At 71.7% G+C, this 24,184-nt stretch carries 22 protein-coding genes; 15 read left to right on the top strand and 7 right to left on the bottom strand.

Features of this window, described 5'->3' with window-relative positions; genetic code table 11:
• The first annotated feature begins 194 nt into the window (after positions 1 to 194).
• From WMF17_RS24345 to WMF17_RS24320, 6 genes are all read left to right on the top strand, one after another.
• The gene (locus WMF17_RS24345) at positions 195 to 599 is read left to right on the top strand and encodes a hypothetical protein (RefSeq protein WP_437595487.1); all 405 of its coding nucleotides are present in this window, start codon (positions 195 to 197) and stop codon (positions 597 to 599) included.
• Between the two features lie 838 nt (positions 600 to 1,437).
• Positions 1,438 to 2,676, top strand: coding sequence for a glycosyltransferase (locus WMF17_RS24340; RefSeq protein WP_437643497.1), 1,239 nt, complete (start codon positions 1,438 to 1,440; stop codon positions 2,674 to 2,676).
• Between the two features lie 67 nt (positions 2,677 to 2,743).
• A complete protein-coding gene (locus WMF17_RS24335; protein WP_437595484.1) occupies positions 2,744 to 3,874 on the top strand; it encodes a polysaccharide deacetylase family protein in 1,131 nt (376 codons plus the stop codon).
• 2 nt (positions 3,875 to 3,876) lie between these two features.
• Positions 3,877 to 5,112 carry a carboxylate--amine ligase gene (locus WMF17_RS24330; RefSeq protein ID WP_437643496.1) on the top strand — a complete coding sequence of 412 codons (1,236 nt, stop codon included), beginning with the start codon at positions 3,877 to 3,879 and terminating at the stop codon, positions 5,110 to 5,112.
• Positions 5,078 to 5,857, top strand: coding sequence for a metallophosphoesterase family protein (locus WMF17_RS24325; RefSeq protein WP_437595481.1), 780 nt, complete (start codon positions 5,078 to 5,080; stop codon positions 5,855 to 5,857). The genes WMF17_RS24330 and WMF17_RS24325 overlap by 35 nt, the downstream gene beginning before the upstream one ends.
• Before the next feature lie 89 nt (positions 5,858 to 5,946).
• A complete protein-coding gene (locus WMF17_RS24320; RefSeq protein ID WP_437643494.1) occupies positions 5,947 to 7,224 on the top strand; it encodes a GNAT family N-acetyltransferase in 1,278 nt (425 codons plus the stop codon).
• Here WMF17_RS24320 and dsrP read toward each other — a convergent pair.
• The 3 genes from dsrP to WMF17_RS24305 are packed head-to-tail and all read right to left on the bottom strand — an operon-like array spanning position 7,219 to position 10,046.
• The gene (dsrP, locus tag WMF17_RS24315; RefSeq protein ID WP_437643492.1) at positions 7,219 to 8,511 is read right to left on the bottom strand and encodes a sulfate reduction electron transfer complex DsrMKJOP subunit DsrP; all 1,293 of its coding nucleotides are present in this window, start codon (positions 8,509 to 8,511) and stop codon (positions 7,219 to 7,221) included. The genes WMF17_RS24320 and dsrP overlap by 6 nt on opposite strands.
• 15 nt (positions 8,512 to 8,526) lie before the next feature.
• Positions 8,527 to 9,429, bottom strand: coding sequence for a 4Fe-4S dicluster domain-containing protein (locus tag WMF17_RS24310; RefSeq protein ID WP_437595477.1), 903 nt, complete (start codon positions 9,427 to 9,429; stop codon positions 8,527 to 8,529).
• The gene (locus WMF17_RS24305) at positions 9,426 to 10,046 is read right to left on the bottom strand and encodes a hypothetical protein (protein ID WP_437595476.1); all 621 of its coding nucleotides are present in this window, start codon (positions 10,044 to 10,046) and stop codon (positions 9,426 to 9,428) included. Before WMF17_RS24305 ends, WMF17_RS24310 begins: the two co-directional genes overlap by 4 nt.
• Positions 10,047 to 10,273: 227 nt before the next feature.
• On the opposite strand from WMF17_RS24305, the gene WMF17_RS24300 reads away from it, so the two are divergent.
• Genes WMF17_RS24300 through WMF17_RS24280 form a run of 5 tightly spaced genes read left to right on the top strand, consistent with a single transcriptional unit; the run spans position 10,274 to position 14,609 of the window.
• A complete protein-coding gene (locus WMF17_RS24300; RefSeq protein WP_437595475.1) occupies positions 10,274 to 10,516 on the top strand; it encodes a hypothetical protein in 243 nt (80 codons plus the stop codon).
• Positions 10,516 to 12,924: a molybdopterin-dependent oxidoreductase gene (locus WMF17_RS24295; RefSeq protein WP_437595473.1), complete on the top strand. Its 2,409-nt coding sequence runs from the start codon at positions 10,516 to 10,518 to the stop codon at positions 12,922 to 12,924. The genes WMF17_RS24300 and WMF17_RS24295 overlap by 1 nt, the downstream gene beginning before the upstream one ends.
• Complete coding sequence (locus WMF17_RS24290) at positions 12,921 to 13,694, top strand: nitrate reductase cytochrome c-type subunit (RefSeq protein ID WP_437595471.1); 774 nt, start codon at positions 12,921 to 12,923, stop codon at positions 13,692 to 13,694. The genes WMF17_RS24295 and WMF17_RS24290 overlap by 4 nt, the downstream gene beginning before the upstream one ends.
• On the top strand, positions 13,691 to 14,275 hold the full coding sequence (locus WMF17_RS24285; protein ID WP_437595469.1) for a 4Fe-4S dicluster domain-containing protein: 585 nt from the start codon (positions 13,691 to 13,693) through the stop codon (positions 14,273 to 14,275). The genes WMF17_RS24290 and WMF17_RS24285 overlap by 4 nt, the downstream gene beginning before the upstream one ends.
• Positions 14,268 to 14,609: a hypothetical protein gene (locus WMF17_RS24280; RefSeq protein ID WP_437595468.1), complete on the top strand. Its 342-nt coding sequence runs from the start codon at positions 14,268 to 14,270 to the stop codon at positions 14,607 to 14,609. Before WMF17_RS24285 ends, WMF17_RS24280 begins: the two co-directional genes overlap by 8 nt.
• A 173-nt stretch (positions 14,610 to 14,782) precedes the next feature.
• Here WMF17_RS24280 and manA read toward each other — a convergent pair whose 3' ends face one another.
• Positions 14,783 to 15,982: a mannose-6-phosphate isomerase, class I gene (gene manA, locus WMF17_RS24275; protein WP_437643490.1), complete on the bottom strand. Its 1,200-nt coding sequence runs from the start codon at positions 15,980 to 15,982 to the stop codon at positions 14,783 to 14,785.
• Between the two features lie 122 nt (positions 15,983 to 16,104).
• On the opposite strand from manA, the gene WMF17_RS24270 reads away from it, so the two are divergent.
• The 4 genes from WMF17_RS24270 (at position 16,105) to WMF17_RS24255 (ending at position 19,830) form a co-directional block, all read left to right on the top strand.
• Positions 16,105 to 16,680: an MmcQ/YjbR family DNA-binding protein gene (locus tag WMF17_RS24270; RefSeq protein WP_437643488.1), complete on the top strand. Its 576-nt coding sequence runs from the start codon at positions 16,105 to 16,107 to the stop codon at positions 16,678 to 16,680.
• Between the two features lie 153 nt (positions 16,681 to 16,833).
• Complete coding sequence (locus WMF17_RS24265; protein ID WP_437643486.1) at positions 16,834 to 17,952, top strand: endonuclease/exonuclease/phosphatase family protein; 1,119 nt, start codon at positions 16,834 to 16,836, stop codon at positions 17,950 to 17,952.
• Between the two features lie 57 nt (positions 17,953 to 18,009).
• Positions 18,010 to 18,909 (top strand): AraC family transcriptional regulator, encoded by a 900-nt coding sequence (locus WMF17_RS24260; RefSeq protein ID WP_437595463.1) that lies wholly within the window; start codon positions 18,010 to 18,012, stop codon positions 18,907 to 18,909.
• Positions 18,910 to 18,963: 54 nt separating this feature from the next.
• Positions 18,964 to 19,830: an alpha/beta hydrolase family protein gene (locus tag WMF17_RS24255; protein ID WP_437643484.1), complete on the top strand. Its 867-nt coding sequence runs from the start codon at positions 18,964 to 18,966 to the stop codon at positions 19,828 to 19,830.
• 123 nt (positions 19,831 to 19,953) lie between these two features.
• On the opposite strand, the gene WMF17_RS24250 is transcribed toward WMF17_RS24255, so the two are convergent.
• The 3 genes from WMF17_RS24250 to WMF17_RS24240 form a co-directional block, all read right to left on the bottom strand.
• Entirely contained in the window at positions 19,954 to 20,928 is a 975-nt protein-coding gene (locus tag WMF17_RS24250) for an aldo/keto reductase (RefSeq protein WP_437643482.1), read from the bottom strand.
• Positions 20,929 to 20,942: 14 nt separating this feature from the next.
• Positions 20,943 to 21,707, bottom strand: coding sequence for a dienelactone hydrolase family protein (locus WMF17_RS24245; RefSeq protein ID WP_437643481.1), 765 nt, complete (start codon positions 21,705 to 21,707; stop codon positions 20,943 to 20,945).
• Between the two features lie 995 nt (positions 21,708 to 22,702).
• Positions 22,703 to 24,139, bottom strand: a complete 1,437-nt coding sequence (locus tag WMF17_RS24240) for a TolC family protein (RefSeq protein ID WP_437595457.1) — start codon at positions 24,137 to 24,139, stop codon at positions 22,703 to 22,705.
• Positions 24,140 to 24,184 lie beyond the last annotated feature (45 nt).

Genomic DNA, 24,184 nt, shown 5'->3' with positions numbered 1-24,184 from the left:
CGTCCGCCGCGCGTCGGGCGCACGCGGGCGTCCCAGCGATTCAGGAGGCAGCTCTCGCCGGGCCAGTCTCCTGGAGGGGACCGAGGCGCCTTTGCCGGGGGCGTTGAAGAAATCGCCGGGCAGCGACGGCGAACTCAGCGGCTCCCGGGGCGCGGCTCGCCAGGGCGGCTCTCATGATAGAATGAGCGTGGACCATGCTCGAGATCCTGCGCAATGCTCACTACACCGTGACGATCGACCCCGCGGCACAGCTCGTGCGGGTCGTGCGGAGCGCGACGCCGTTGGAGTCCCCGGCGCAGCTCGAGGAGCGGTGGATGGAGGTGAGCCGCGCGCTGGACCGGGTGGGCCGCAGCGGGCTGTGCCTGCTCGTCGATGTGCGCGCGGCGATGGGGCGGAATGATCCGCAGTTCGAGGCGGCGATGCTGCGGCTGCGGCCAGCCTTGTTGAGCGGCTTCCGGCGCGTCGCCATCCTCGTGCGGACGACCGCGGGCGCGCTGCAGGTTCAACGCCATGTCCGGGAGGACGGCATCGACCGGATGATCGGCAGCGACGAGGCCCAGCTGCTCGATCACCTTCGCCAGGCGCCGCGCAGCCCCTGACGCCGTTCGCGGCCGACGTCGCCCCGCCGGCGCGCGCCGGAGCACCGCTCCTGATCTTCATCGAGGTGGCCTCGGTCCGGCAATGTCCATCGCGAACTCCTTCATTCCATGAAGACGTGAAGAGATGACGAGCCGAAGTCGCCGCCCGGCGCCCCGCAGGGCGAACGGCTGCCACCCACGCTCCCTTGCAACGGCCCCCCGCCCGGGCCGCCGCTCGCCCTCCACAGTGCTCGCGCGATCCGGGCGCGGCTCACCTTTCGCGACCGGCCGGGGACGATTCTTGTAACTGGCCGAAGACGAACCACTTTGCGGGCGACGGCCGGCCGCCGGCGCGTCCTCGAGAGCGGCGCCTGGCCGGCGAGGCGCCGCTCTCGAGGACGCCAGTCGAAGACCGGGACGGAACACCCCTGTTCGGCGCTGCGGACAAACTCCTTATCTGGGTTGCGCAGCCCTGTTCTTCGGTTTTGCCGTTTGTTGCTTGAATCGCTTGTCAGCTCTCGAATCCGCCGTATAGTGGACCCGAGTCGCGCCCCTGCCGTCCGCCATGTAGTCATGCGGCGTGTTGCAGCGCTCGTGTCGATCCATCGAATCGATGCGCCGGACCATCCCAGGTCCGCTCCGGCGATGCCCTGGACGATGTTTGCCGTGCAGGAGGGGCCGGGCGCGGCGGGCCAGGAGGACAGCCAGGCAGGGCCGGCGCTGGACGAGCAGGCGAGTCGAATGAACGGCAGTCCACCCGATGGGGGAGAGGGGTATGGAGACACAGGCTGTTTGCGGTGCCGAGGACCGCGGTCGCGAGGATTCGCGGGCTCCTCGGCGGCTCGCCATCGTGCACGTGGTGAGCAGCTTCCAGACCGGCGGCGCCGAGCAGGTGGTCGTCGATCTCGCGGCGTCCCAGCGCGCCGCGGGGCATGACGTGCTGGCGGTCGCGATCGCCGAGGATCCGGACGGCCCGCGCGCGGAGCAGCTCCGGCGGCGCGGGGTCGAGGTGCACCTCGTGCCGAAATGCCCCGGGTTCGACAGGACGCTCACCGCCCGCCTCGCCGCGCTGTTCGCGACGAAGGGGGTGATGCTCGTCCACTCGCACAACCACCTGTCGCTCATCTACGCGGCGCCCGCCGGGTGGCTGCACCGGGTCCCGGTCATCCACACGAGGCACGGGGTGTCCCAGGACATGCAAGGACGGCGGTGGCTGCGCAGCGCCGCGTCGGCGTTCGTCGATGCCCATGTCGCGGTGTCGCAGCCGACCGCCGCGGCCGTCCTCGGCCGGCGCGAGGTCGGCTCGTCGAAGCTGCACGTCGTGGCGAACGGCATTGACCTGTCGCGGTTCGCGCCCGATCCGGCGGCGCGGGCCCGGGTGAGGGCCGAGCTCGCGATCCCGCAGGACGCCTGGGTCGTCGGGAGCGTGGGGCGCCTCTCTCCCGTGAAGAACCAGGCGCTGCTCGTGCGCGCCGCCGCGAGGTCGCTGCCCTGGAGCGGGCGGCTCCTGATCGTCGGCGACGGACCCGATCGCGGGCGGCTCACCGCCCTCGCGCGCGAGCTCGGCGTGTCCGAGCGCGTGCTGTTCGCCGGCGAGCGCCACGACGTGCCAGAGCTCCTCGCCGCGCTCGACGTGTTCGCGCTGCCCTCCCTGTCCGAGGGCCTGCCGCTCGCGCTCCTCGAGGCGATGGCCGTGGGGCTCCCGGCCGTCGCGACGGACGTGGGCGGCGTGGCCACCGCCCTCGTGGACGGCGAGACGGGCTTCCTCGTGCCCTCCGGCGAGGTCGCGCCGCTCGCCGCGAGGCTCTCGGAGCTCCAGGTCGATCCCGGGCTCGCCGCGCAGATGGGCCGGTGCGGCCGGACGATCGCGCTCCGGCGCTACTCCGCCGCCCGGATGGCCGAGCGCTACATGGAGCTGTACGCGCTGCTGCTCGTGCGGCAGCCGCCGCGCGTCGTCGCCGCTGTCCGCCCGAGCACCGTGCTCGCCTGGATCTGGGGCGCGGACCGGAAGCCGCGCGAGATCACCGCCGCTCCGGACCGCGGCGACGGCCGCCCTCGCGGTGATCGGCCGCGCTCGCCGGCGGCGCTCCCGAGCTGAGCGGCCGCCGGAGCGCTGCTGTCACCGATCTCTGCTGCTGTCAAAGGCTCTCGAAGGGGGAGGACTCATGTCGAACGTGGTGAAATGGCTCTCGGATCTCCTGGCCGTGCCGTGGGCGACTCGGCCATTCACGCGGATGATGCGCGGGCAGGTGACCATCATCGTGATACATCGGCTCGCGGACCCGGATCGCGGCATCGCGGGCCTCGAACGGCGCGATCTCCAGCGCGCGCTGCAGTTTTTGAGGAGCGAGCGGTATCCGATCGTGTCGCTCGAGCGGGTCTTCCGGGGCCTCGCGGGCGAGGCGCCGCCCATCGACCGGGCCGTCGCCTTCACGATGGATGACGGCACGAGCGACCAGGCGACGGTCGCCGCGCCGCTCTTCGCGGAGTTCGATTGCCCGGCCACCATCTTCGTCGTGACCGGCTATCTGGACGGCGAGCTGTGGTGCTGGTGGCACCGCGTGGAGTACGTGTTCGAGACGACGCGGCGCCGCGAGCTCAGCGTGATGGTGGCCGGCCTGCGCCACGTCGTCCGCCTGGACGACGGCACCCCGCGGGCGCAGCTCGCGCGGCGCTTCATTGAGCAGTGCAAGCGCGTCCCCGACGCCGAGAAGCTCCGCGCGATCGAGCGGCTCGCCGCCGCCGCCGAGGTCGAGCTCCCGGCGCGTCCGCCCGCGCGTTACGCGCCCATGTCGTGGCATGACGTCCGCGCGTGCGAGGCGCGCGGCATCACGTTCGGTCCGCACACGGTCAGCCATCCGGTGCTCTCCAGGACGAGCGACGCGCAGTCGAAGCACGAGATCCTCGTGTCCTGGGCGCGCCTGTGCGCCGAGGCCAGGCGCCCGGTCCCCATCTTCTGTTATCCGAACGGGCATGTGGGGAGGGACTTCGGCCCTCGCGAGAGCGCCACGCTGCGCCGGCTCGGTTTTCTGGGCGCCGTGACCAACTCGCCTTGCGACTACGAGACCGCCGAGCGGTTCCAGAGCTCCCCGGACGCGCCGTTCTCCGTGCCCCGGATCGACTTCGGCGCCGATCACCGGAGCTTCATCCGCTCCGTGTCGGGCGTCCTGCGGACGAAGCAGGTGCTGACGCGGCACGTCGTCCAGCGAGGCGCGGCGGCGCCGCGCGATCCGGGCCCGGCGCTCGATGGAACCCAGGACGAAACCCGCAGTCTGCCCTCCTCGCTCTTCGAGTGATCATGGACCGAACAGACACCGACGTTACCCGCTTCTCCCCCGAGCGCCCCCCGGCGCTCGTGCTGGGCGACATCACCCTGGTCCGGCCTCACGGGATGGTCGGGACCCCGGTGATCGTGGCGACGACGGACCCGGCGGACCGGGTCCTGTGCTCGCGCCACGTGAGCGCCGCCTGCCTCGTTCCCGGCTTCGAGGAGGCGAACCGGGACGCGTCCGCGGCGATCCTGCTGCGCCTCGGGGAGCGGCTCCATGCGGCTCTCGGACGCAGGATCCCGCTGTTCTACGGCACCGACCCGCAGCTCGAGCTCATCTACCGCCACCGGAGAGCGCTGGCGCAGCATTTCCTCTTCCTCCTCAACGAGGAGGACGTGTGCTGGTCTCTGCTCGACAAGGAGGGGTTTTACGGCCTCTGCGAGGCGAGAGGCATCCTCGCGCCGCGCACGCTGCGGCCGGGCGGCGATCTCACGGGCCTGCGCGATCCGCTCCTCGTGAAGCCGCGCCGCAAGTCCGCCTGGGCCGAGATCCAGCACGAGCTCCTCGGCGGCGTGGGCAAGGCGCGCCTCTTCAGCACGCGCGCCGAGCTCCTCGCGCACCCGCACTTCGCGCGCCTCGAGCAGGATCTGATCGTCCAGGAGCACATCGCGTGCGACGTCGTCGATCTCGTGTCGTTCCACGGGTTCGCGGACGAGCGGGGGGAGCTGCTCGCGTGGTTCTGCGGGCGCAAGCTCCGCACCTACCCGGCCTTCGCCGGCGAGAGCGCGATCGTCGAGGTCACGGGCGACGAGGCGGTCGCCGCGGTCGGGCGCGAGGTCGCCGGGAAGCTCGGGCTCAAGGGGCCCTTCAAGATCGACCTCGCGCGCGACGCGAGGAGCGGCGCGCTCTATACCCTCGAGGTCAACGCCCGGTACACCCTCTGGAACCACGTGGGCGCCGCGGCGGGCGTCAACCTGCCGCGCGTCGCGTACGACTACCTGGCCCTGGGCCGCCGCCCGGCCGCGCCCCCGCGCGCCGCCCCGGGCCACCGCTGGCTCGACGTCTACCGCGTCTACCGCGCGTTCCGGGAGCAGCGCGGCGGCGCGTCCCTCGCGTCGTGGATCGGCTCGATCGCGGGGGCGCACACCCTCTATGACGCCTTCGCCTGGGACGACCCGAGGCCCTTCGCGCGATGGGTCAGCTCATTCCTCACACGAAAGGTGGCGCGCCATGCTCTACGGGATCATCGCAGACGTTCACGGTAACATCGAGGCCCTCTCGGCAGTCCAGGCGTTCCTTGCGGAGCGGGGCGTGGATCGCCTGATCTGCCTCGGGGATATCGTCGGGTACAACGCCGACTCGGACGCGTGCGTGCGCCTGCTCGCGCGGCCGCCGGTCCTCGCGATCGCGGGCAACCACGACCTCATGGCGATCGGGCGGCTGGGCGTCGAGCGCTGCGGCGCCAAGGCGGCCTTCGCGCTCCGGCGCACGCGCAGCGCGCTCTCCGCGGACAGCAAGCGGGCGCTCGCGCTGCTGCCCAAGCGGCGCGTCATCGAGGGCGAGATCGTCCTCGTCCACGGCGGTGTCGCCGATGTCTGCCAGTACATGGTGAGCCCCGCGCACATCGAGGAGAACGCGCTGCTCCTCCGCGAGCGCGAGCCGAGCGGGCGCATCTGCTTCTTCGCGCACACCCATGTCCAGGCGCTCTACGAGGTCGAGGCGGGGGTCGCGACGGCGGGGCCGACAGGCGAGCGCGTCTCGCTGGGCCGCGGGCGCCAGCGCTTCTTCATCAACCCCGGCTCGGTCGACGCGGCCCGGAGGAGCGAGAAGCTCGCGGATTTCGCCGTCTTCGACTCGTGGCGACAGGAGATCTCATTCCACCGGGTCCCTTATGATCACGAGCGCGCCGAGCGGCGCGCCGACGAGGATGGATATCGAATGACGTGGCTGGACACGCGCCTCGGCGCGGCGCGGGGGGCGCTCGCCCACCTGCGGCCGCGATGGCGCTGAAGGGGAGCGGTGCCGCCGTCGCGCCGCTGCGAGGAGGGCCCGGGCGGGGCGGCGGACACGAGAGCGGGATTGTCCGGAGGGGAGGGCATATGTTGCGGTTTCATCTGGTGACCGAGGTCGCCGAGCTCTGCGCGATGCGCGGGGCGTGGGAAGATCTGATGGGGCGGAGCGGCCTGAACGAGCCGATGGTCACGCCGGACTGGACGCTCGCCTGGTGGCGCGTGTTCGGGGCGCAGGGCCGCTCGCTGCGCGCCGCGCTCTTCTTCGATGGGCCCCGTCTTGTCGGCCTCGCGCCGCTGCTCGAGCGCCGCTGCCGGCACCGCAGCGGCATCCCGTTCCGCCGGCTGGAGCTCCTCGCCTCGGGGGAGGACCAGGCCGACGAGATCTGCTCCTGCAACCTCGGTGTGATCGCCGAGCGGGGCGCCGAGGCCGACGTCGCGCGCGCGCTCGCCGGCGCGCTCACGGGCGCAGCGCTCGGCGCCTGGGACGAGCTCGCCATGCCGGCGATGCGCACCGACGGCGCGCTCGCCGTGCTCCTTGCGCGCGAGCTCCGGCAGCACGGCATCGACGCGCGGATCGAGGTCACCGACGCCTCACCGTACATCCCGCTGCCGTCCAGCTGGGAGGCGTACCTTGGCGCGCTCTCCACGTCGCGCCGCTACCTCGTGCGTCGCTCGATGCGCGACCTCGAAGCGTGGGCGGGCGGCGCGCTGACGCTCGAGCGGGCGAGGACGCGGGAGGAGCTCGCGCAGGCGCGGGCGATCCTGGTCCGCCTGCACGCCGAGCGGTGGTCGGCCGAGGGGCGCGCGGGCGTGTTCGCCTCGCGGCGCTTTCGCGAGTTCCACGACGAGGTGATGCCCGCGCTGTTCGAGCGTGGCGCCCTCGATCTCGCGTGGCTCTCGGCGCGCGGCGAGCCCATCGCGGCGCTCTACAACCTCGTCTGGAACAACAAGCTCTACTTCTACCAGTGCGGGCGCAGGGTCGACCTGCCGAAGGGGCTCCGGCCCGGGACCGTGATCCACGCCCACGCCATCCGCGCCGCGATCGAGGAAGGGCGGCGCGAGTACGATTTCCTGGACAGCCCCTGCCAGTACAAGCTGGCCCTGTCGCTGTCGGCGAGGCCGCTCATCGAGCTCCGGGCCGCGCGGCCCTCGGTGAACGACAGCGCCCGCCGCGCCGCGGAGCTCGCTGCGCACGAGCTCCGCGTGCTGAAGCGGCGCGTCCTCGCGACGTGGCGCGCCGCCGCCGGGTCGCTCGCGCGCGCCCCGGCGGACCGGCAAGCGCCCCCGTGCAGCGAGCCGGCAGGCGCCCCGGCGGACGGCGCGAGCCCCCGGCGGGCGGCGCGGGCGCGCGCCGCCTCGTCATGAGCCTTCCGCTGCGGCGGGCTCCCCCGCTCTCCCGGCTGTACCTGCTCTGCCCGCTCGCCCGCGCGGCTCGACCGACAGCTCGCCGGTGAGCACCGTCAGCGCGACCTTGATCGCGATCGTGAGCACCATGAGCCCCACGGCCCAGATGCCCGCCGTGATCTTCCACTCGGCCATCGAGGGCACGTACTCGACGAGCTCGTGCAGGGTGCTCGGCACGAAGCCCGGGATGATGAGGCCCATGCCCTTCTCGATCCAGACGCCGGCGAAGGCGGCGACGCAGGCGGCGTCGAGCCAGACCCGGCTCCTGCGGCTCGCCGGCAGGTGCAGGATCGCCGCGGAGGCCACGTTCAGCGCGACGGCCGACCAGATCCACGGCACGAGCGCGGCCTTGCCGTGCAGGCCGAAGAACAGGTAGGTCACCGCGGCGCCGTGCGTGCCTCCGGTGTAGAGCGACGTGAAGAGCTCCGAGCCCAGCATGAACAGGTTGAGCAGCACGGTCACGCGGAGCACGGAGGTGAGCGTGCGGATCGGCCCGTCGCCCACGCGGAACCGGGTCAGCCGGGCGACGAGCTGGAGCAGCAGGATCACGAAGGCGGGGCCCGTGATGAAGGCCGAGGCGATGAAGCGGGGGGCGAGCAGGGCCGAGTTCCAGAACGGCCGGCCGCCGAGGCCCGAGTAGAGGAACGCCGTCACCGTGTGGATCGAGACCGCCCAGCCGATCGACAGGAACACGAACGGCAGGTACCACCGCCTGTCCGGCCTCCTGCCGAGATACCTCGTGTAGATGAGGTACCCCGAGATGTGCAGGTTGATGAGCAGGTAGCCGTTGAGGACGATGACGTCCCAGGTCAGCATCGAGATCGGCCAGTTGAACCGGCCGATCCCGGGCAGGATGTGCCAGAACCTGTCGGGGCGCCCCATGTCGGCCACGATGAACAGGAGGCACACGACGATGGCGGCGATCGCGAGCAGCTCGCCCAGGATCACGACGTCGTGCATCTCGTGGTCGTCGTAGAGATACGCCGGGATCACCATCATGACGGCGCCCGCCGCGAGCCCCACGCCGAAGGTGAAGTTCGCGATGTAAAGGCCCCACGAGACGTGGTCGCTCATGCCGGTGACCTGCATGCCCTCGGCGAGCTGGTGCGCCCAGGCGTTCGCGCCGACGAGGGCGATCGCCGTGAGCACGGTCATCCAGAGATAGAATCGCCACGAGCCCTCGAAGCTCTGGCCGATGACCCGGAGCAGGAAGCGCGGGTAGGTGATGGCGTGCGTGTCCTTGCGCATCGTGGCTCCGCTCCCTCAGACGTCGAAGAAGTAGAAGAAGCGCGGCCGCGTGCCGAGCTCCTCCTTGAGGACGAAGATCCGCTTGTTCTCGAGCACCCAGCGGAGCTCGCTCCCCGGATCCAGGAGGTTGCCGAAGACGCGCGCCCCCGTGGGGCAGGCCTCGAGACAGGCTGGCATCCGGCCCTCGCGCGTCCGGTGGAGGCAGAAGGTGCACTTTTCCACCACGCCCTGGGGCCTGATGCGGTTCGACAGGTAGCCCTGGTCCGGGTTGATCTCGTCGGCCGGTATCTCGGGCTTGGTCCAGTTGAAGCGTCGCGCGTGGTAGGGGCAGGCGGCCTCGCAGTAGCGGCAGCCGATGCACCAGTCGTAGTCGACGGCGACGATGCCGTCGGGCTCCTTCCAGGTCGCCTGGACAGGGCAGACCTTCACGCACGGCGCGTTGTCGCACTGCTGGCACTGCACGGGGAGGTAGTACTTGCCCTTCGCGGGGACCGCGTGCTCGTACGTCGCGTTGCCCTTCTCCATGTCGAAGCTGCCCTGCTCCATCTCGAGCACGCGGATGTAGGAGTTGTTCGTGCGCCGATCGTGGTTGTTCTCCACGTGGCAGGCCTCGACGCACTTGCGGCAGCCGATGCACACGCTCAGGCTGAGCGCGTAGCCGAACTGCACCCCTTCCTGCGGGCGGACGTCGCGGATCGTCACCTCGCGGCCGTACTCCTCGCGCGTCTGCTGCTCGAGGCGGCGGATGACCTCGCCGATCTCGTCCCGGGTGAGCTCCTTGTAATGGCGCTGCAGGAACTGATCGAGCGAGAGATCCTTGCTCCACGCGCGCAGCGGCTCCATCGCGTGAGCGAAGGCGGAGGCGCCGAGCGTGCCTCCGAGCACCTTGAGCGCGACGCGCCTCGACGGCTGGGTCATCGGTGGGCTCCTTCTCCGGTGCCGGGATTCCCCACGAAGCGGTCGCGCGGGGGCAGGACGGGCGTCGAGGGCTGGAACGCCGGCACGTGTGGATCGTGGCAGTCGACGCAGTGGTTGCGCACCCGCGCGCCGCCCGCGTAGCTGCCGCTCATGCCGCCGTGCGCCCCCTTCGCGTAGTCGCGGTGCTGCGGGCCATGGCACTGCGCGCAGAGCTGCATGGCGTCGCGCATCGGGACGAGCGCGCCGTCGGCCTTGCGCAGCGTGTCCTGGTCGCCGATCACATGGCACGAGGCGCAGCTCAGCTCGCCGTGCTCGAACCGCAGCCCGACGTGGAACTCGTCGAGCTCCAACGCCGAGGCCGGCAGCGTCTCCGGCCGGCGCAGCGAGTGGCACGTGACGCACGCCGCGCGGATCGGCCGGCCGAGGGAGTCTCGCTTGTCGGTAGGGACGCCGGAGAGCTTGTCAGGGCGATGGATGGTCGCGGAGGCGACCGGCGTCGCGTCGAGCGCGGGGCGCAGCTCCAGCGGCTGGTCGCGGTCTTTACAGCCTGCCTCGTGCGCCAGGCACAGGAGGCCCAGAATCGCGGCGGCCCCGGGTCGATGAAGAGAGGAGTGCACGGCGCCGCCCCATCGCACGTCACGTGCCACCGCGCGCGTCCGGGGCGGCGCCGTGGCCCGCGACCCAAGCGGGGTGCAGGGCGCGCGTATGGACGCACGGTTTGCGTGAGGCGCGGTCTCGGGGCGCCGTGGGCCTCGGGTGAGCAGCGGTGCGCAAGGTGCAATCCGCCGGTCTTCCAGCGGCGCTCCCGCGTGGCCCAGGCCTTGCCAGCGCGGACGGAAGTGCCATGCCCATCAGTGCTCTTGTCATCACCCTTGCCGATGAACCCAGCGCGCGAGAGCGCGCGTATCGCTCGCTCGCCGGAGAGGCCGCGCTCTCGCTGGGTCCACCGTCCGGCTCCAGGCTGCCCGCGGTCGCCGAGACAGCATCGCTGCTCGCGGGCGCAGAGCTCCTGGAGCGGGTGCTCCTCATTGACGGCGTGGACTTCGTCGATCTGGTGTCGGTCGACTTCTCGGATCTGGAGGAGTGATGGAGCGGCGTGAATTCCTGAAGTACTCCGCGATGGGCACGGCGACCGTGGCCGCGAGCCGGCTCGCGCTGGGCAAGGACGCGGTCGCCGCCGAGGCGGCGCCCGTCGCCGCCGATGTGGTGTGGAACAAGGCGCCGTGCAGGTTCTGCGGCACCGGCTGCCACGTGCAGGTGGGCGTGAAGGGGGGCCGCGTGGTCGCTGTCGCGGGCGACCAGAGCGCGGACGTCAACAAGGGCCTTCTCTGCGTGAAGGGGTATCATGTCGGCCTCGCCCTCTACGGCAAAGACCGGCTCACGAGGCCGCTGCTCCGCAAGAACGGCAAGCTCGAGCCGATCGGCTGGGACGAGGCGATCGAGATCATCGCCAGGCGCGCGACGCAGAACCCGGCCGGCTTCGCGCTGTACGGCAGCGGCCAGTGGACGATCCCCGAGGGGTACGCCGCGAACAAGCTCGTGAAGGCGGGGCTCGGGAACAACCAGATCGACCCGAACGCGCGCCTCTGCATGGCGTCGGCGGTGACCGGGTTCCTCTCGACCTACGGCGTGGACGAGCCGGCCGGCTGCTACGAGGACCTCGACAGGTGCGATGTCCTCCTCATGTGGGGGAACAACCCCGCCGAGATGCACCCCGTGCTCTTCTCGCGCGTCGTCGACAGGCGCTCGAGGGGCGAGCAGGTGCTGCTCATCGATCTCACGACGCGGCGCACGCGCACCTCGGCCTTCTGCCAGCACACGCTGTACTTCAAGCCGAACACCGATCTTGCGATCGCGAACGGCATCGCGCACCTGCTCGTCGAGCGCGGGACGTTCGACCGGGCGTTCGTCGAGAAGTTCTGCAACTTCCGCCAGCGGACCGAGCACCCGACCCTCGACGGACGGCCGATGACCTTCGAGGAGTACAGGGAGGCGCTCGCCGAGTACACGCCCGAGCGGGTGGAGGCGCTCTCGGGCGTCGCCGCGAAGGACCTCCGGATGCTGGCGGATCTCTTCGGGCGCCGCGACCTGCGGATCACGAGCCTCTGGTGCATGGGGATGAACCAGCACACCCGCGGCACCGCGATCAACGATCTGGTGCACGGCGTGCACCTGCTCAGCGGCCATTTCGGCAAGCCCGGCGACGCCCCGACCAGCCTGACGGGCCAGCCGTCGGCCTGCGGCACCGTGCGCGAGGTCGGCACCGTGGCCAACGGGCTCCCCGGCGGCCTCGTCGTCACGAACGGCGAGCACCGGCAGAAGGCGGAGCACCTCTGGAACCTGCCCGAGGGGCGGATCAACCCGAAGCCCGGCTACCACGCGGTCGAGCTCTGGAAGCGCTTCTCGACCCCGAAGGAGCAGGGGGGCGACATCGACACCCTCTGGGTGATGGTGACCAATCCGGGCCAGTCGCTGCCGAACACGAACGAGCTCTTCGACGCGAGCCGCAAGATCCCGGGCAAGTTCCTCATCGTGTCCGACGTCTACCCGACGGCCACGGTGCGCGCCGCGGATCTCGTCCTGCCCTCGGCCATGTGGGTCGAGAAGAACGGGATGTTCGGCAACTCCGAGCGGCGCACGCAGCAGTGGTTCAAGATGGTCAATCCGCCCGGCGAGGCGCGGGACGACGGATGGCAGATCATCGCTGTGGCCCGCAAGCTCCACGACATGGGCTTCGCCGGGATGAAGGACAAGGACGGGCGTTTCCTGTTCGACATCCGGAAGGACGGCAAGGAGGTGCCGGTCTGGGACCACAGGCACTATTACGACGTCAACGTCGACGAGCACCTCTTCGAGGAGTACCGCAAGTTCACCCGCTTCAAGCACAAGGACCTCGCGCCTTACCGCGAGTACGTGAAGGCGCGGGGCCTGCGCTGGCCCGTGGTCGAGCAGCCCGACGGCTCGTGGCGGGAGACGCGGTTCCGCTTCTCGAAGTTCGACGATCCCTATGTGACGAAGGACGAGATCCAGTTCTACCACTCGGTCACAAGGGACGACCGGGCGCTCGTCTGGTTCCACCCCTACGAGCCGCCGCCCGAGTCGCCCGACGCCGACTATCCCTTCTGGCTGTGCACGGGCCGCGTGCTCGAGCACTGGCACACGGGCTCGCTCACCATGAGGATACCCCAGCTCCAGCGGGCGATGCCGCAGTCGTACCTCGAGATGAACCGCGAGGACGCGCGGAAGCTCGGCGTCGCCGACGGCGAGGTCGTGATCCTGGAGAGCCGGCGCGGCGCGCTCGAGCTGCCGGTCTGGATCGAGGGCCGCGGCGCGCCCGCGCCGGGCACGGTGTTCGTCCCCTTCTTCGATGAGACGGTGATGGTGAACCGCGCGACGCTGGAGGCCTACGATCCGCTCTCGAAGCAGCCGGACTACAAGAAGTGCGCGGTCCGGATCCGGCGCAAGCCGCAGCGCAGGCAGGGAGAGGCGCGATGAGGAGCGCCCGCGGCCTGCACGTCGGCCTCGCGGCGGTCGTCGCCATCACGGCGGCGGGCTTCTTCTCGGGACTCCGCGGCACGGATCAGGGGGTGGCGGCGCTGCGCGGCGATTCGCCGCCGCCCGCCGCGAGCGTCGAGGCGCGCAGCTATGCCGACATGCGCGAGCGCGCGCACGGCCCGAACGCGAGCATGTACGAGGGCGCCTTCTCCCGGCTGGAGGCGGCGCACGCCGGCCTCTACGCGCGCGTGGAGCCATCCGAGGCCGACCGCGAGGCGGCGCTCGAGCGGCGCGCCTCCCGCCGCGCCTACGACGGCGCGCCGCCCACGATCCCGCACCGCATCGAGCAGCTCGGCGCGCCGGATTGCCTGTCGTGCCACGAGAACGGGCTGCGCGTCGCAAACCTCACCGCGCCCAGGATGAGCCACCGGCGCTACGAGAGCTGCACGCAGTGCCATGTCGTCGGGGACGACCCGAGGCCGCTCGCGGAGACGCCGCCGGCGCCCGACAACAGCTTCGTGGGCCTGGCCTCGCCGCAGCGAGGCGCGCGCGCCTACGAGGGCGCGCCACCGACGATCCCGCACCCGACCTTGATGCGCTCGGAGTGCGCGAGCTGCCACGGTGTCCATGGCGCCCTCGGCCTGCGCTCGACCCACCCTTACCGGCAGAGCTGCACCCAGTGTCACGCGCCTTCGGCCGAGCTGGATCAGCGCGCGCCCACGCCGCTCTCGGCGTGGCCGCCGCCGAGCATGGGAGCGGACAGGCCATGAGCGCCGAGCGGCCGAAGATGCGCCGGCGGGATCTGCTCCGGATCTTCTCGCCGGGACCCGAGGCGCCGCGGGGGTCGACCCGGGCACCGGCGGCGGCCTTCGCGCCTGCGCCGGCGGCGGCCTTCGCGCCTGCGCCGGCGGCGGCCTTCGCGCCTGCGCCGGCGGCGGCCTTCTCGCTCGACGCGTTCTACGCGCAGCGGGTCGGCTCCGGGGCCGTCACGGGGGAGACGATTCCCGCCTTCGGGATCTCCGCGCCGGCCGAGGTCCCCACACCCCGCGCAAGCGCTGCCGAGCAGCCCTCGCCGCCGCCATGGCGCCGGGGAGGGGCCGAGGGCGCGCTGCCGCCAGGCGCCGTCCCGCGGCTCTTGCCGCACGCCTGCATCGCGCTCGAGTCGTTCTGCTCGGTGTGCGTGGAGCGCTGTCCTGCCGAGGGCGCGCTCGTGATGGAGCTCGGGCGGCCGAAGCTCGATGAGGACAGGTGCACCGGCTGCGGCCGCTGCGTCGAGGTCTGTCCCGCGCCGGTGCGCGGCTTTACCGTCGTTCCGCGCGCCTTGCCGCAGGGAGCTCCACGCCATGCTTGAGACGGAGATCGGTCCCGAGATCCCGCTGCCGCCCTTGCAGGAAGCGGTGCTCGACGAGGCGACCCTGGAACAGCTCTTCCTCGACATCGCGGGGGCCGCGGAGCTCGTCTCGGTGTCGCTCAAGGCGGGCGCGACGGCCCGCGCCGGAGACCTCCCGCGGGCAGGGAGCGGGGGCGACGAGCTCGCCCTCGCCCGCCGCGCGCTCGGCGACGGGACGGCGCTCGGCGTGCAGATCCGCTATCGCTTCGGGGGCTCGGAGTGGTGCGATACGCTGCTCCGGCTGCCCTCCGGCGTGCGGCTCGTGCGCGTGCGGATGGAGGACGCTCTCGGGTAGTGCGTCGCGCCCACGCGGATCCGTGGCTTCATGAGAAGAGGAAGAGGGTGAGCCACAGAGGAGCAGAGGCGCAGAGGGGAGAAGGGATGATGGCTCCGCGCTCTTTGATGCTCTGTTTTCAGGAGCAGCGTCGGGGGAGGCGGCGGCGCGGGGGGGCGCCGTTCGACTCGGCCTCAGAGGCCTACGGTGGCGCGGAAGAACTGGCCATTTCCCTCGATGGCGTAGGCCCCCGAGGCGAACGGGACGAAGATGGATCCGCCCTGGCGGAGATCGCGGGCGACGCCGCGCGCATCGGTCAGCGACGCGTGTCCCCCGGTGCACAGCACGATCTCCGGGCCGCGCCGGTCGTCCGTCCTCCAGGTGGACACGGCGTCGAGCTCGATGCGGGAGAGCCGGAACTCCGGCGCGGGGGTGTCGTAGAACGACTCTGCGCCGGCCCGCCGCGGCGCGACCGGCTCGACGCGCCACGGGGAGAAGTCGAGGACGCGCACGAGCTCGTCGACGTTGACGTGCTTGGGGGTGAGCCCGCCGCGGAGCACGTTGTCGGAGCTCGCCATGATCTCGATCCCGACCCCCTGCACGTAGGCGTGCAGCCGGCGCGGCGGCAGGTACAGCGCCTCGCCCGGTTCGAGGTGCACATCGTTGAGCAGGAGCGCGATCACGACGCCGATGTCGCCCGGGTAGAGCTCGTGCAGGCGGAGCGCCCAGCCCGAGGCCCGCGCGAGCCAGCCGCCCGCCTGCGCGCGCGCCCGGCACGCCTCGACCACCGAGGAGACGAGCTCCCGCCGCGCCGCCGGGTCGAGCGCAAGGAGGCCCTGGAAGAGCCGCGCGACGGCGGCAGCGTCGACCGGCGCGGCGCCGCGCGGGACGAGCGCGTCCGCCGGACCTCCAGCGAGGAGCTCGAAGACCTCCGGCAGGGCGTCGGCCGGCCGGAAGCCGCAGAGCGCGTCGAACGGGGTGAGCGCGCAGAGGAGCTCGGGCTTGTGGTGGGGGTCGCGGTAGGTGCGCTCGGGCGCGTCGATGGGGGTGCCGGCCGCGTTCTCCGCGTCGAACCCGCGCCGCGCCTGCGCCTCGTCCGGATGCGCCTGCAGCGACAGCGGCTGGTCGGCCGCGAGCACCTTGAGCAGAAAGGGGAGCCGCGCGCCGAAGCGATCGCGCGTCGGCCCGCCCAGGAAGGCGTCCGCGTGCCTGGGGATGGCGTCGATCAGGCGCTCGCGGCCGCCGTCGAGCTCGATGCACGAGGACGCCGCCGGGTGGGCGCCCATCCAGAGCTCGGCCTGGGGCTTGTCGGAACGTCCCTGTCCGAGCAGCGTCGCGATGGCCTCCCGCGAGCCCCAGGCATACTCCTGAACACGGTTCTCGAGCGAAAACATGGATAGCTCCTGAGAGGCCCACCCTACCTGATGGCTCCGGGGAAGTCAGCCCTTGAGCGCGCGGGCGAGGCGGCGAGCGTCGCCGGCTTTACGCGGGCCGGCGTGCGCCCTACGCTCGGCGAATGACCACGATCAAGGACGGCGCGACGTTCACTCCCCTCCTCGCGAGGCTGCGCGACGCCGCGCTGGCCTATCCCGAGGCGGTGGAGGAGTTCCCCTGGGGCGATCGCGTCGCCAAGGTGCGCGGGAAGATCTTCGTCTTCCTCAACACCCACGAAGGGAAGCTCCGCGTCACCGCCAAGCTCCCGCAGTCGGGCGAGGCCGCGCTCATGCTGCCGTTTGCGGAGCCGACCGGGTACAACCTCGGCAAGAGCGGGTGGGTGACAGGGCGCTTCGGTCCGAAGGACCGCGTGCCCGAGGCGATGCTGCTCGAGTGGATCGAGGAGAGCTACCGCGCGGTGGCGCCGAAGCGGGCCTTGCGGGCGCTCGACGATGCGGCGCCGGAGCCGGGGGACGAGGGGGCTCCGGCGAAGAAGGCGGTGGCGAAGAAGGGGATTCCGGCCAAGAAGAAGGCGACGAAGACGGGGGCGGCGGCGAAGAAGGAGATTCCGGCCAAGACGACGTTGGCGAAAGAGGGGATTCCGGCCAAGAAGAAGGCGCCGGCGCCGCGAGCGCAGCTGGCCCGGAAGCGCGGATAGCACCGCGCTCGCGAGCGTTCCCCCGAGCACACCCACGGAAAGACATCGATGCGCCAGAGCGAGCCATCCACAGAATCCTCCTCCGCTCCGCAAGGGCCTGCCGCCCGGCGCCCTCCGCCGCCCCCGCCACGCTGGCGCCGGCTCCGGGCCGTCGTGCTCGCCGGCGCCGTGCTCTACCTCGTCGTGGTCGTCGCGATCTGGCTCGCCCTGCCCGTCCTGGGCGACCGGTGGTGGCTCGCGACGCTCATCCTCTTCGGCCCGCGCCAGCTCCTCGCTCTGCCTCTGCTCGTGATCGTGCCCGCCGCGCTCCTCCTGCAGCGCCGTGCCCTCCTCCTGGCGGCGCTGGCGTCAGCCATCGTGGTCGGGCCCATCCTGGGATACTCCCTCTCGCTCCGGGCGATCGCCGGCGGGACGGGCCGCGGCGATCTGCGCGTCGCCTCGTTCAACACGGGGAGTCGCGCCATGAACATGGAGCGACTCAAGGGCTTCGTGGCCGAGTCCCGGCCCGACGTGCTCGCGCTGCAGGAGTGCGCGACGCCGGAGCCGGAGCTGACTGCCGCCCTCCCGGGGTGGTTCGTCCACGTCGAGCGCGGGATGTGCCTCGTGAGCCGGTATCCGCTCCTCGAGGCCGAGTCCAGGGACCGCCGCGACGTCTGGCGTGCAGGCGGCCACGGCGCCATCCTACGCTACGCGATCGCGCTGCCGGACCGCGCGACCCCCGGCGCTCGGGCCGGCTCCCCCGGCCCAGGCGCCGACGTCGGGGCGTCGGACGCGCCGCAGGCGACTGCGGACGCGCCGGACGCGTCGCAGCTGGGCGCGCAAGCGGCGCCCGGGACGCGCACCTTCAGCCTCCTCAACCTGCACCTGGAGACGCCCCGCGACGCGATCGAGGCGCTGATCCACGGCCTGTGGAAGCAGGCAGCGGAGCACGACCGCGTCATCGCGCTGCGCGCGTGGGAGTCCGAGCTCGCGAGGCAATGGGTGGACGAGGCGCCCCACCCGGCCGTGATCGTCGGCGATCTCAACATGCCGGTCGACAGCGCCATCTACCGGCGCTTCTGGGCGGGCTTCGAGAACGCGTTCTCCCGCGCAGGGCTCGGGTTCGGCACGACGAAGCGGACGCGCTGGTTCGGTATCCGCATCGACCACGTGCTCGCCGGGCCGGGCTGGACCACCGAGCGCGCGTGGATCGGCCCGGATCTCGGCTCGGACCACCTCCCCATCCTCGCCGACCTGCGCTGGACGGGCAGCCCGCGCCAGGGGTCGCCCTGAAGCTCAGCAACTTCGGTCAGGCATGACGGGCAGCCCCTCGCTACCCTGTCGCTCGCCGTGGAGGACACCGCCTTGACCGAGGCCGCCGCGAACGCCTGCTTCGTCCGGTTCCGCAGGGTGCTCGAGTACATCGACGCGCACCTGGACGAGGACTTGACGCTCGAGCGGCTGAGCGGCGTCGCCGCGTTCTCGAAGTATCACTTTCTCCGGCAGTTCTCCGAGCTCTTCGGCATAGGCGTCCACCAGTACGTGAAGCTCGTCCGCCTGCGACACGCGTCGTACCGGCTCGCCCTCCAGGATCGCGCCCGGATCATCGACATCGCGATGGCGAGCGGGTACGAGAGCCCCGAAGCGTTCTCCCGCGCCTTCAAGAAGGCCTTCGGCCAGACCCCGTCCGAGTTCCGAGAGCAGCCCCGGTGGGACTCGTGGCATGCGACCCACGAGCGCCTGAGAGAGGCGAGGACCTTGCCCCTGCAGGCCGACGATCGTGCCGGAGACGTGCAGGTCGCGCGCTTCGAGGAGACGCGCGTCGCCGCCCTCGAGCACCGGGGCGACCCGAAGCTCATCCTGGAATCGGTGCGGCGGTTCATCGGGTGGCGCAAGGAGAACAGGCTGCCGCCGAGGGGAAGCGCGACCTTCAATATCCTCCACGACGACCCGGCCGATACCCCGCCGGAGGCCTACCGCATCGACCTCTGCGCGGCCATCCATCGCCCTGTGTCAGAGAACCCGTCCGGCGTCGTCGAGAAGACGATCCCCGGCGGCCGCTGCGCCGTGCTGCGGCACATCGGGGGCGATGACACGCTCTTCCAGGCCGCGAGGCACCTGTACGCGACCTGGCTCCCCGCGAGCGGAGAGGCGCCGCGGGATTTCCCGCTCTTTCTGCACCGGGTGCGCTTCTTCCCGGAGGTGCCCGATCACGAGGGCGTCACCGACATCCTCCTCCCGCTCCAGTAGAAGACCACCTCCCGTGGCCCTCCGCTCACCCAGATGACCTCCGGAGAAACAAGCATGATTCGATTCGCTGGCAGCCGCCGCCTGGTCGTGCGAGACGAGGTGCAGGACCTCTCCTTCCCGGTCCTGCTGATGTACCCGACGCACGTCCCCGCCGAGATCGTCGCGATGGGTCCTTACTCGCTCGAGGTCGCCCCGAACGCCCCCGTCGACGGGGGCCCGCGGCGCCTCGTGGTCCTCTCGCACGGCAGCGGCAGCTCACCCCTCGTGTACCGGACGATCGCTTCCCACCTCGCGCGGAGCGGATACGTCGTCGCGATGCCCGAGCACCCCGGGGACAATCGCAATGATCGATCCATGTCAGAGACGGTCGAGAACCTCCGGGATCGACCCCGGCACGTCCGCCTCACGGTGGATGCCCTCTGCTCCGATGCGGAGATCGGGCCGCACCTGCGGGGCGATGACATCGCGGTCATCGGGCACTCCATGGGGGGCTACACCGCGCTCGCCGTCGCGGGCGGGCAGCCCTGGGCAGGGCCGGGGCAGCGGGTCGAGGTCACGAAGGACCCGCGCGTGAAGGCGCTGGTCCTGATGGCGCCGGCGACGGGCTGGTTCGGCCTCAACGACTCCTTGCAGGACGTCACGGTGCCCATCCTCTTGCTCGTCGCGGAGCACGACCGCATGACGCCGAGATGGCAAGGGCAGCTCGTGCTCGACCTCATTCCCGACCGGGCGCAGGTCACGTTCAAGATCGTCGAGAATGCAGGCCATTTCTCCTTCTTGAGCCCGTTTCCTCCCCCGATGCGGACCCCGGGCTTCTTGCCCGCCAGCGACCCCGCCGGGTTCGATCGCGAGGCGTTTCACCGCGAGCTCCCGCAGGACGTGCGCGAATTCCTCGACAGGACCTCGACACCCAGAGGGTAGGCGCCGCCCTGACGACTGCGCACGACCAAGGCGCTTTGCCGCGACGACGGTGCTCTGGCTCCGGAGCAGCGAGGCCCTGCACCCTCCCGCCACGGCGGGAGGGTCGCTGTCCAGCGCGGCTCCTCAGGGCCGGATCGCCGCGGAGACCTGCGCCGCGCTGGGCGGGCGCGCGGCCGCCGCGGGCACGGGCTCCGGCGCCGATCCCGCCTGGCTCAAGCGCCGCTTCGCCTCGGCGACCACCTCGCTCGGCAAGGGACCCTTCCTTGCGAACGTCAGGTTGTCGCGCAGGTGCTGCGGGTTCCGGGTCCCGACGATGGTGGTGCTCAGGCCCGGGTGCGAGAGCGTGAAGCGCAGGGTGAACTCGATCCGGCTCAGGCCGTCGAGCAGCTCGTCGAGCCTGGCCCGCTCCCACCGGTCCTGCATGGTGGTGCCCGGCAGCATATAGTTCGTACGCTGCCAATCGGTGGGCGCGCCGCGCGCGACGCCGCCGCGGATGATGGTGCCCGCGCCGGCCTCGGCGGCCTTGCTGATCACGTCCTCGTGCTCGCGCTGCAGCGCGGAGTACGGGATCTGGAAGGCGTCGAAGACGCCCATCTCGATCTGCTCCACCAGGTTGGGCAGCGTGCCCGAGACGCCTAGGAAACGAACCTTGCCCTCGTCCTTGAGCTTCAGCGCCTCTTGCAGCGCGCCGTCCTGCTCGAACTCTCGCCGGGTGAGGCTCCGGTGAAACTGCACCAGGTCGAGGTGGTCCGTCTTCAGGAGGCGCAGGCTGTTCTCCACGCCGTGCCGGATGTTCTGTGCCGTGTGCACATGCTCACCCTGGGCCCCGCCGACGACGCAGCCACATTTCGAAGCCAGGAAGTATTCGCTCCGGCGGCGCGAGATGTGGCGCCCGATGAGCTCCTCGCTGCGACCGTAATCGATGGAGGTGTCGATGAAGTTGATCCCGGTGTCCAGCACGTCGTTCAGGATGCGCTCCGCCTCCTGATCCGAGAGCTCCGGGCCGCGCGGGGCGCCTCGCAGCTCCATGGCGCCGAAGCCGAGCGTGGTGACGCGGACGCCGGTGCGTCCGAGCAGGCGAGTGGGTAAATCCGTCATGGTTCTCCTCTTCTTCAGCTCTTCGGAGCCGCCGCCTTGAGCGTCGCGTCGAACAGCGCGAGCAACGTCTGGTAGTGGCGCTCGGACGCGGCCTCGTTGTACACCGCCGAATCCGAGGGGACCCAGCCATGCTTCGCGCCTGCATACGTCTCGACCGTGTGCTGTACGCCGGCCTGATCGAGCGCGTCGCTCAGGCGTTGCTTCTGCTGGTCCGGGAACGACGCGTCCTCGACCGCGCCCGCGACATAGACGCGCGCTCGAACGCGCGGCGCGAGGAGGTGCGGGCTCTCCGGGTCGTCGGTCGCCAGGTTGCCGCCGTGGTAAGACGCCGCCGCGATCACACGGTCGGGAAACTGGCCGGCGGCCGACAGCGACAACCCGCCTCCCATGCAGTAGCCGGTGGTGCCGATCGACAGCGAGCGGACATCGGGCTCGGCTGCCAGGAAGGCGAGAAACGCCTCCGTGTCCGAGCGCACGTTGGCCTTCGTGGCCGTGGCGATGTACTTTTGCTGCCACTGCTTGCGAAACTCCGGATCGCGCGTGAAGGTCTCGGCGTCCGGCGCCTGATAGGGGCCGCCGCGATAGAACAGATCGGGCAACAGGACGAAGTAGCCGCCCTGCGCGATGCGCTCCCCCAGCTCGAAGAGCGCGGGACGAATGCCGCGGCCATCCTGGTACACCAGCACCGCGGGCCAGGGACCCTTACCAGCGTCGGGGCGGAAGACGGATGCTTCGGTCTGACCGTCCCGGGTCTTCAACGTGACTGTAGCTCGTGACATCGGTTCCTCTTGCTCAACTGGCTGAACGTCTGGCGGGCGCTCGGATCATCGGATGGGCGACCAGGAGCGCTCGGCGCGACCCGCGCGCCACAGCACGGACAGGTGGCTTCGCCCCTCGCCGCCGCGGGAGCGAGCGCGATGACCCGGTAGTCCTCCCGGAGAAGACCCTCGTCTGTCGCGTCCGGAGCCGCAGCCGACACCGCCTCGATGTCGGCTGCGCGGCCGCGGGCTCGTCCTGCGAACGACTCTTACTCTGCTCCTCTCGACTTGGCAAGCACACTCGCCTCGTGTGATGTCCTTCCATGGCTCGCGGCGATGGTGCCACCTCGCCTGGGGCGCCGTGTTCCGATGATCGGTGCTCGACCCACGCGCCATGTCCATCCGGCGTCCTGGCCAGCTGCGCTGCTGATCCGCTGCTTCCCAGGCAGCAGCGGATCAGCAGCGGTGGTGGCGAGAATGCCGGCATCGCGCGCTTTTTGCCATGGGTTCGTTACTGGCACGTGCCGTGCTGACCTGGCTGACATCGATTGATGCCGTGGCGGTGGCGGCCGCTCGCGGCTGGTCCAGCCCGCGTGAGAGGTGCGTCGCGCGACCCTGGATGGGCGTGAGTCGTTGGAGACCGTTGATGCGAGGCTGAACAGCCGCTCGCGATACGCGCGCAGCTCTCCTCGCCATCAAGCTCACCGTCGGACACGCGGAGGCGTGGAGCTCCGATTGGACCGGCCGCAGCTCAAGCGGCCAGATCCACGATGGAGAGCGCTGCACGCAAGGTCGCGGAGCACGCTGAAGGGCCGGGAGGCGGCCGGTTTGCGCGAGGCGCAGCTCAACCGCTCAGGAGAGGCGCAGATCGCCGCCTCGGAGCAAGAGCAACGGCGCAGGACGCATGGAGACAGCCGGGGCGCCACCGCGCGCTTCACGTCGAGCCCGTGGCCGTGAAGCGCCGCGCAGCGCCGGATCGGGCTGTCCCTGGAACTGGATGGCCGGAGCCCCGGAGCTCAGCGCCGGGCCGCCGGCCTGCTCGCGTCCAGCGGGCCGCCGACCACGATGCGCAGCTCGGCCAGCGCCGTCCGGTACTCGCGCACGAGCCGCAGGAGCTTGACCCGCGCGGCGGCGCCCCGCTCCTCCAGGCCGAGCGCGCGCACCCCGTCGATCTGGCGGCTGTCGAGCGCGCGCGCGACCTCGACCCCGGCGCGCTCGACGGCCGGGAGCGCGCGCGCCCTGAACTCCTCGACAAGCGCCCCCGCCGCGCGCGCCTCCCGGAGCCGATCGCGCACCTCGCGCGCGACCCGCTGGACCTCGGCGGCGAGCGTGCGCTGCGCCGCGACCGCCCCGGCGTCCGCGGCGGCGACCTCGCTCGCGTGCGTGTCGAAGAGCGGCAGCTCGATCCCGGCCTCGAACGTCCAGCCCATCGGGTCGCGCGTCGCGGGCGAGAACTCGTAGCCGAACTCGACGAACGAGAACCACGGCCAGCGCAGCGTGCGCGCCAGCGCGCCCTCCGCGCCGGCGGCGTCGAGCTCGGCGGCCGCGAGCGCGATCTCCGGGCGGTTCCTCAGCGCGGCCTCGATCAGCGCCTCCTCGGACGCGAGGGGGACGAGCGGCGCGGTCGCGAGCGGCTCGCCCACGAGGCGCACCGGCGCGGCGGGGTCGAGCCCGACGCGATCGAGCAGCGCCGCGAGCACGACCTCGCGGCGCGCGCGCGGCGCCGCGCCGTCCTCCTCGGCCACCGCGGCCGACAGCGCCGCCATCGCCTCGTCGACGGCGGTCACCTGCGATACGGCGACCCGCGCCCGCTCCTGGTCCGCGAGGCGGCGGCGCGTCGCGGCGACCGCCCCGAGCGCCTCGAGCTCGGCGTCGAGCAGCAGCACCTCGTCGAACATCCAGCGGACCTCGGCCTCGAGCTCGAGCTCCGCGACGCGTGTCTCCGCGCGCGCGACGTCCACGTCCGCGCGCGCGACGTCCGCGGCCGCGCCGGCCTCGCCGGGCCGGGGAGGGCGAATGCGGACGCCCGCCGAGAAGCGCGGCTCACGATCGAGCACCTGATCGAGGCGCAGCTGCGAGACGCGGATCTCCGGGTTCCGGTAGGTGCCCGCCGACGCGGCGTCGACCGCCGCCCGGGCCGTGGCCTCGCGCGCCCTCATCGACGCGACCGTCCCGCTCTGCTCCCTGGCCATGGCGACCGCCTCGTCCGCGCTCAGCTCGCGCGGCGCGGCGCTGCGCCCCGCCGCGAGGCCCGCCCGCGCGCGCGCCTGCGCCTTCGCGGCGCGCGCCTCGCGGTAGAGCGCGATCGCGCGCTCCGACCCCTCGAGCTGCGCGGGCGCCGCGCAGGCCACGAGCGAGAGGCACGCGACGGACGACAGCGCCGCCGCGGCGGGCCGCGCTGCCGCGCGCGCAGCGCGGCGGCGAAGGAGGGCGAAAATATCAGTGATCTTCATGCCTTACGGCCTTCGTGGGGATCTCTCCGGGCCTGGACGGCGCCG

Source organism: Sorangium sp. So ce362 (assembly GCF_051519845.1).
Lineage (GTDB): Bacteria > Myxococcota_A > Polyangia > Polyangiales > Polyangiaceae > Sorangium.
Note: the sequence above shows the minus strand (reverse complement) of the source record. Positions and strands in the feature narration are given on the sequence as shown.

Excerpts from the sequence above, each read along its gene's own strand:
- WMF17_RS24345 (WP_437595487.1), top strand. The coding sequence starts at position 195 with ATGCTCGAGATCCTGCGCAATGCTCACTACACCGTGACGATCGACCCC.
- WMF17_RS24335 (WP_437595484.1), top strand. The coding sequence starts at position 2,744 with ATGTCGAACGTGGTGAAATGGCTCTCGGATCTCCTGGCCGTGCCGTGG.
- WMF17_RS24330 (WP_437643496.1), top strand. The coding sequence starts at position 3,877 with ATGGACCGAACAGACACCGACGTTACCCGCTTCTCCCCCGAGCGCCCC.
- WMF17_RS24325 (WP_437595481.1), top strand. The coding sequence starts at position 5,078 with ATGCTCTACGGGATCATCGCAGACGTTCACGGTAACATCGAGGCCCTC.
- WMF17_RS24320 (WP_437643494.1), top strand. The coding sequence starts at position 5,947 with ATGTTGCGGTTTCATCTGGTGACCGAGGTCGCCGAGCTCTGCGCGATG.
- dsrP (WP_437643492.1), bottom strand. The coding sequence starts at position 8,511 with ATGCGCAAGGACACGCACGCCATCACCTACCCGCGCTTCCTGCTCCGG.
- WMF17_RS24310 (WP_437595477.1), bottom strand. The coding sequence starts at position 9,429 with ATGACCCAGCCGTCGAGGCGCGTCGCGCTCAAGGTGCTCGGAGGCACG.
- WMF17_RS24300 (WP_437595475.1), top strand. The coding sequence starts at position 10,274 with ATGCCCATCAGTGCTCTTGTCATCACCCTTGCCGATGAACCCAGCGCG.
- WMF17_RS24295 (WP_437595473.1), top strand. The coding sequence starts at position 10,516 with ATGGAGCGGCGTGAATTCCTGAAGTACTCCGCGATGGGCACGGCGACC.
- WMF17_RS24290 (WP_437595471.1), top strand. The coding sequence starts at position 12,921 with ATGAGGAGCGCCCGCGGCCTGCACGTCGGCCTCGCGGCGGTCGTCGCC.
- WMF17_RS24285 (WP_437595469.1), top strand. The coding sequence starts at position 13,691 with ATGAGCGCCGAGCGGCCGAAGATGCGCCGGCGGGATCTGCTCCGGATC.
- WMF17_RS24280 (WP_437595468.1), top strand. The coding sequence starts at position 14,268 with ATGCTTGAGACGGAGATCGGTCCCGAGATCCCGCTGCCGCCCTTGCAG.
- manA (WP_437643490.1), bottom strand. The coding sequence starts at position 15,982 with ATGTTTTCGCTCGAGAACCGTGTTCAGGAGTATGCCTGGGGCTCGCGG.
- WMF17_RS24270 (WP_437643488.1), top strand. The coding sequence starts at position 16,105 with ATGACCACGATCAAGGACGGCGCGACGTTCACTCCCCTCCTCGCGAGG.
- WMF17_RS24255 (WP_437643484.1), top strand. The coding sequence starts at position 18,964 with ATGATTCGATTCGCTGGCAGCCGCCGCCTGGTCGTGCGAGACGAGGTG.
- WMF17_RS24250 (WP_437643482.1), bottom strand. The coding sequence starts at position 20,928 with ATGACGGATTTACCCACTCGCCTGCTCGGACGCACCGGCGTCCGCGTC.
- WMF17_RS24245 (WP_437643481.1), bottom strand. The coding sequence starts at position 21,707 with ATGTCACGAGCTACAGTCACGTTGAAGACCCGGGACGGTCAGACCGAA.
- WMF17_RS24240 (WP_437595457.1), bottom strand. The coding sequence starts at position 24,139 with ATGAAGATCACTGATATTTTCGCCCTCCTTCGCCGCCGCGCTGCGCGC.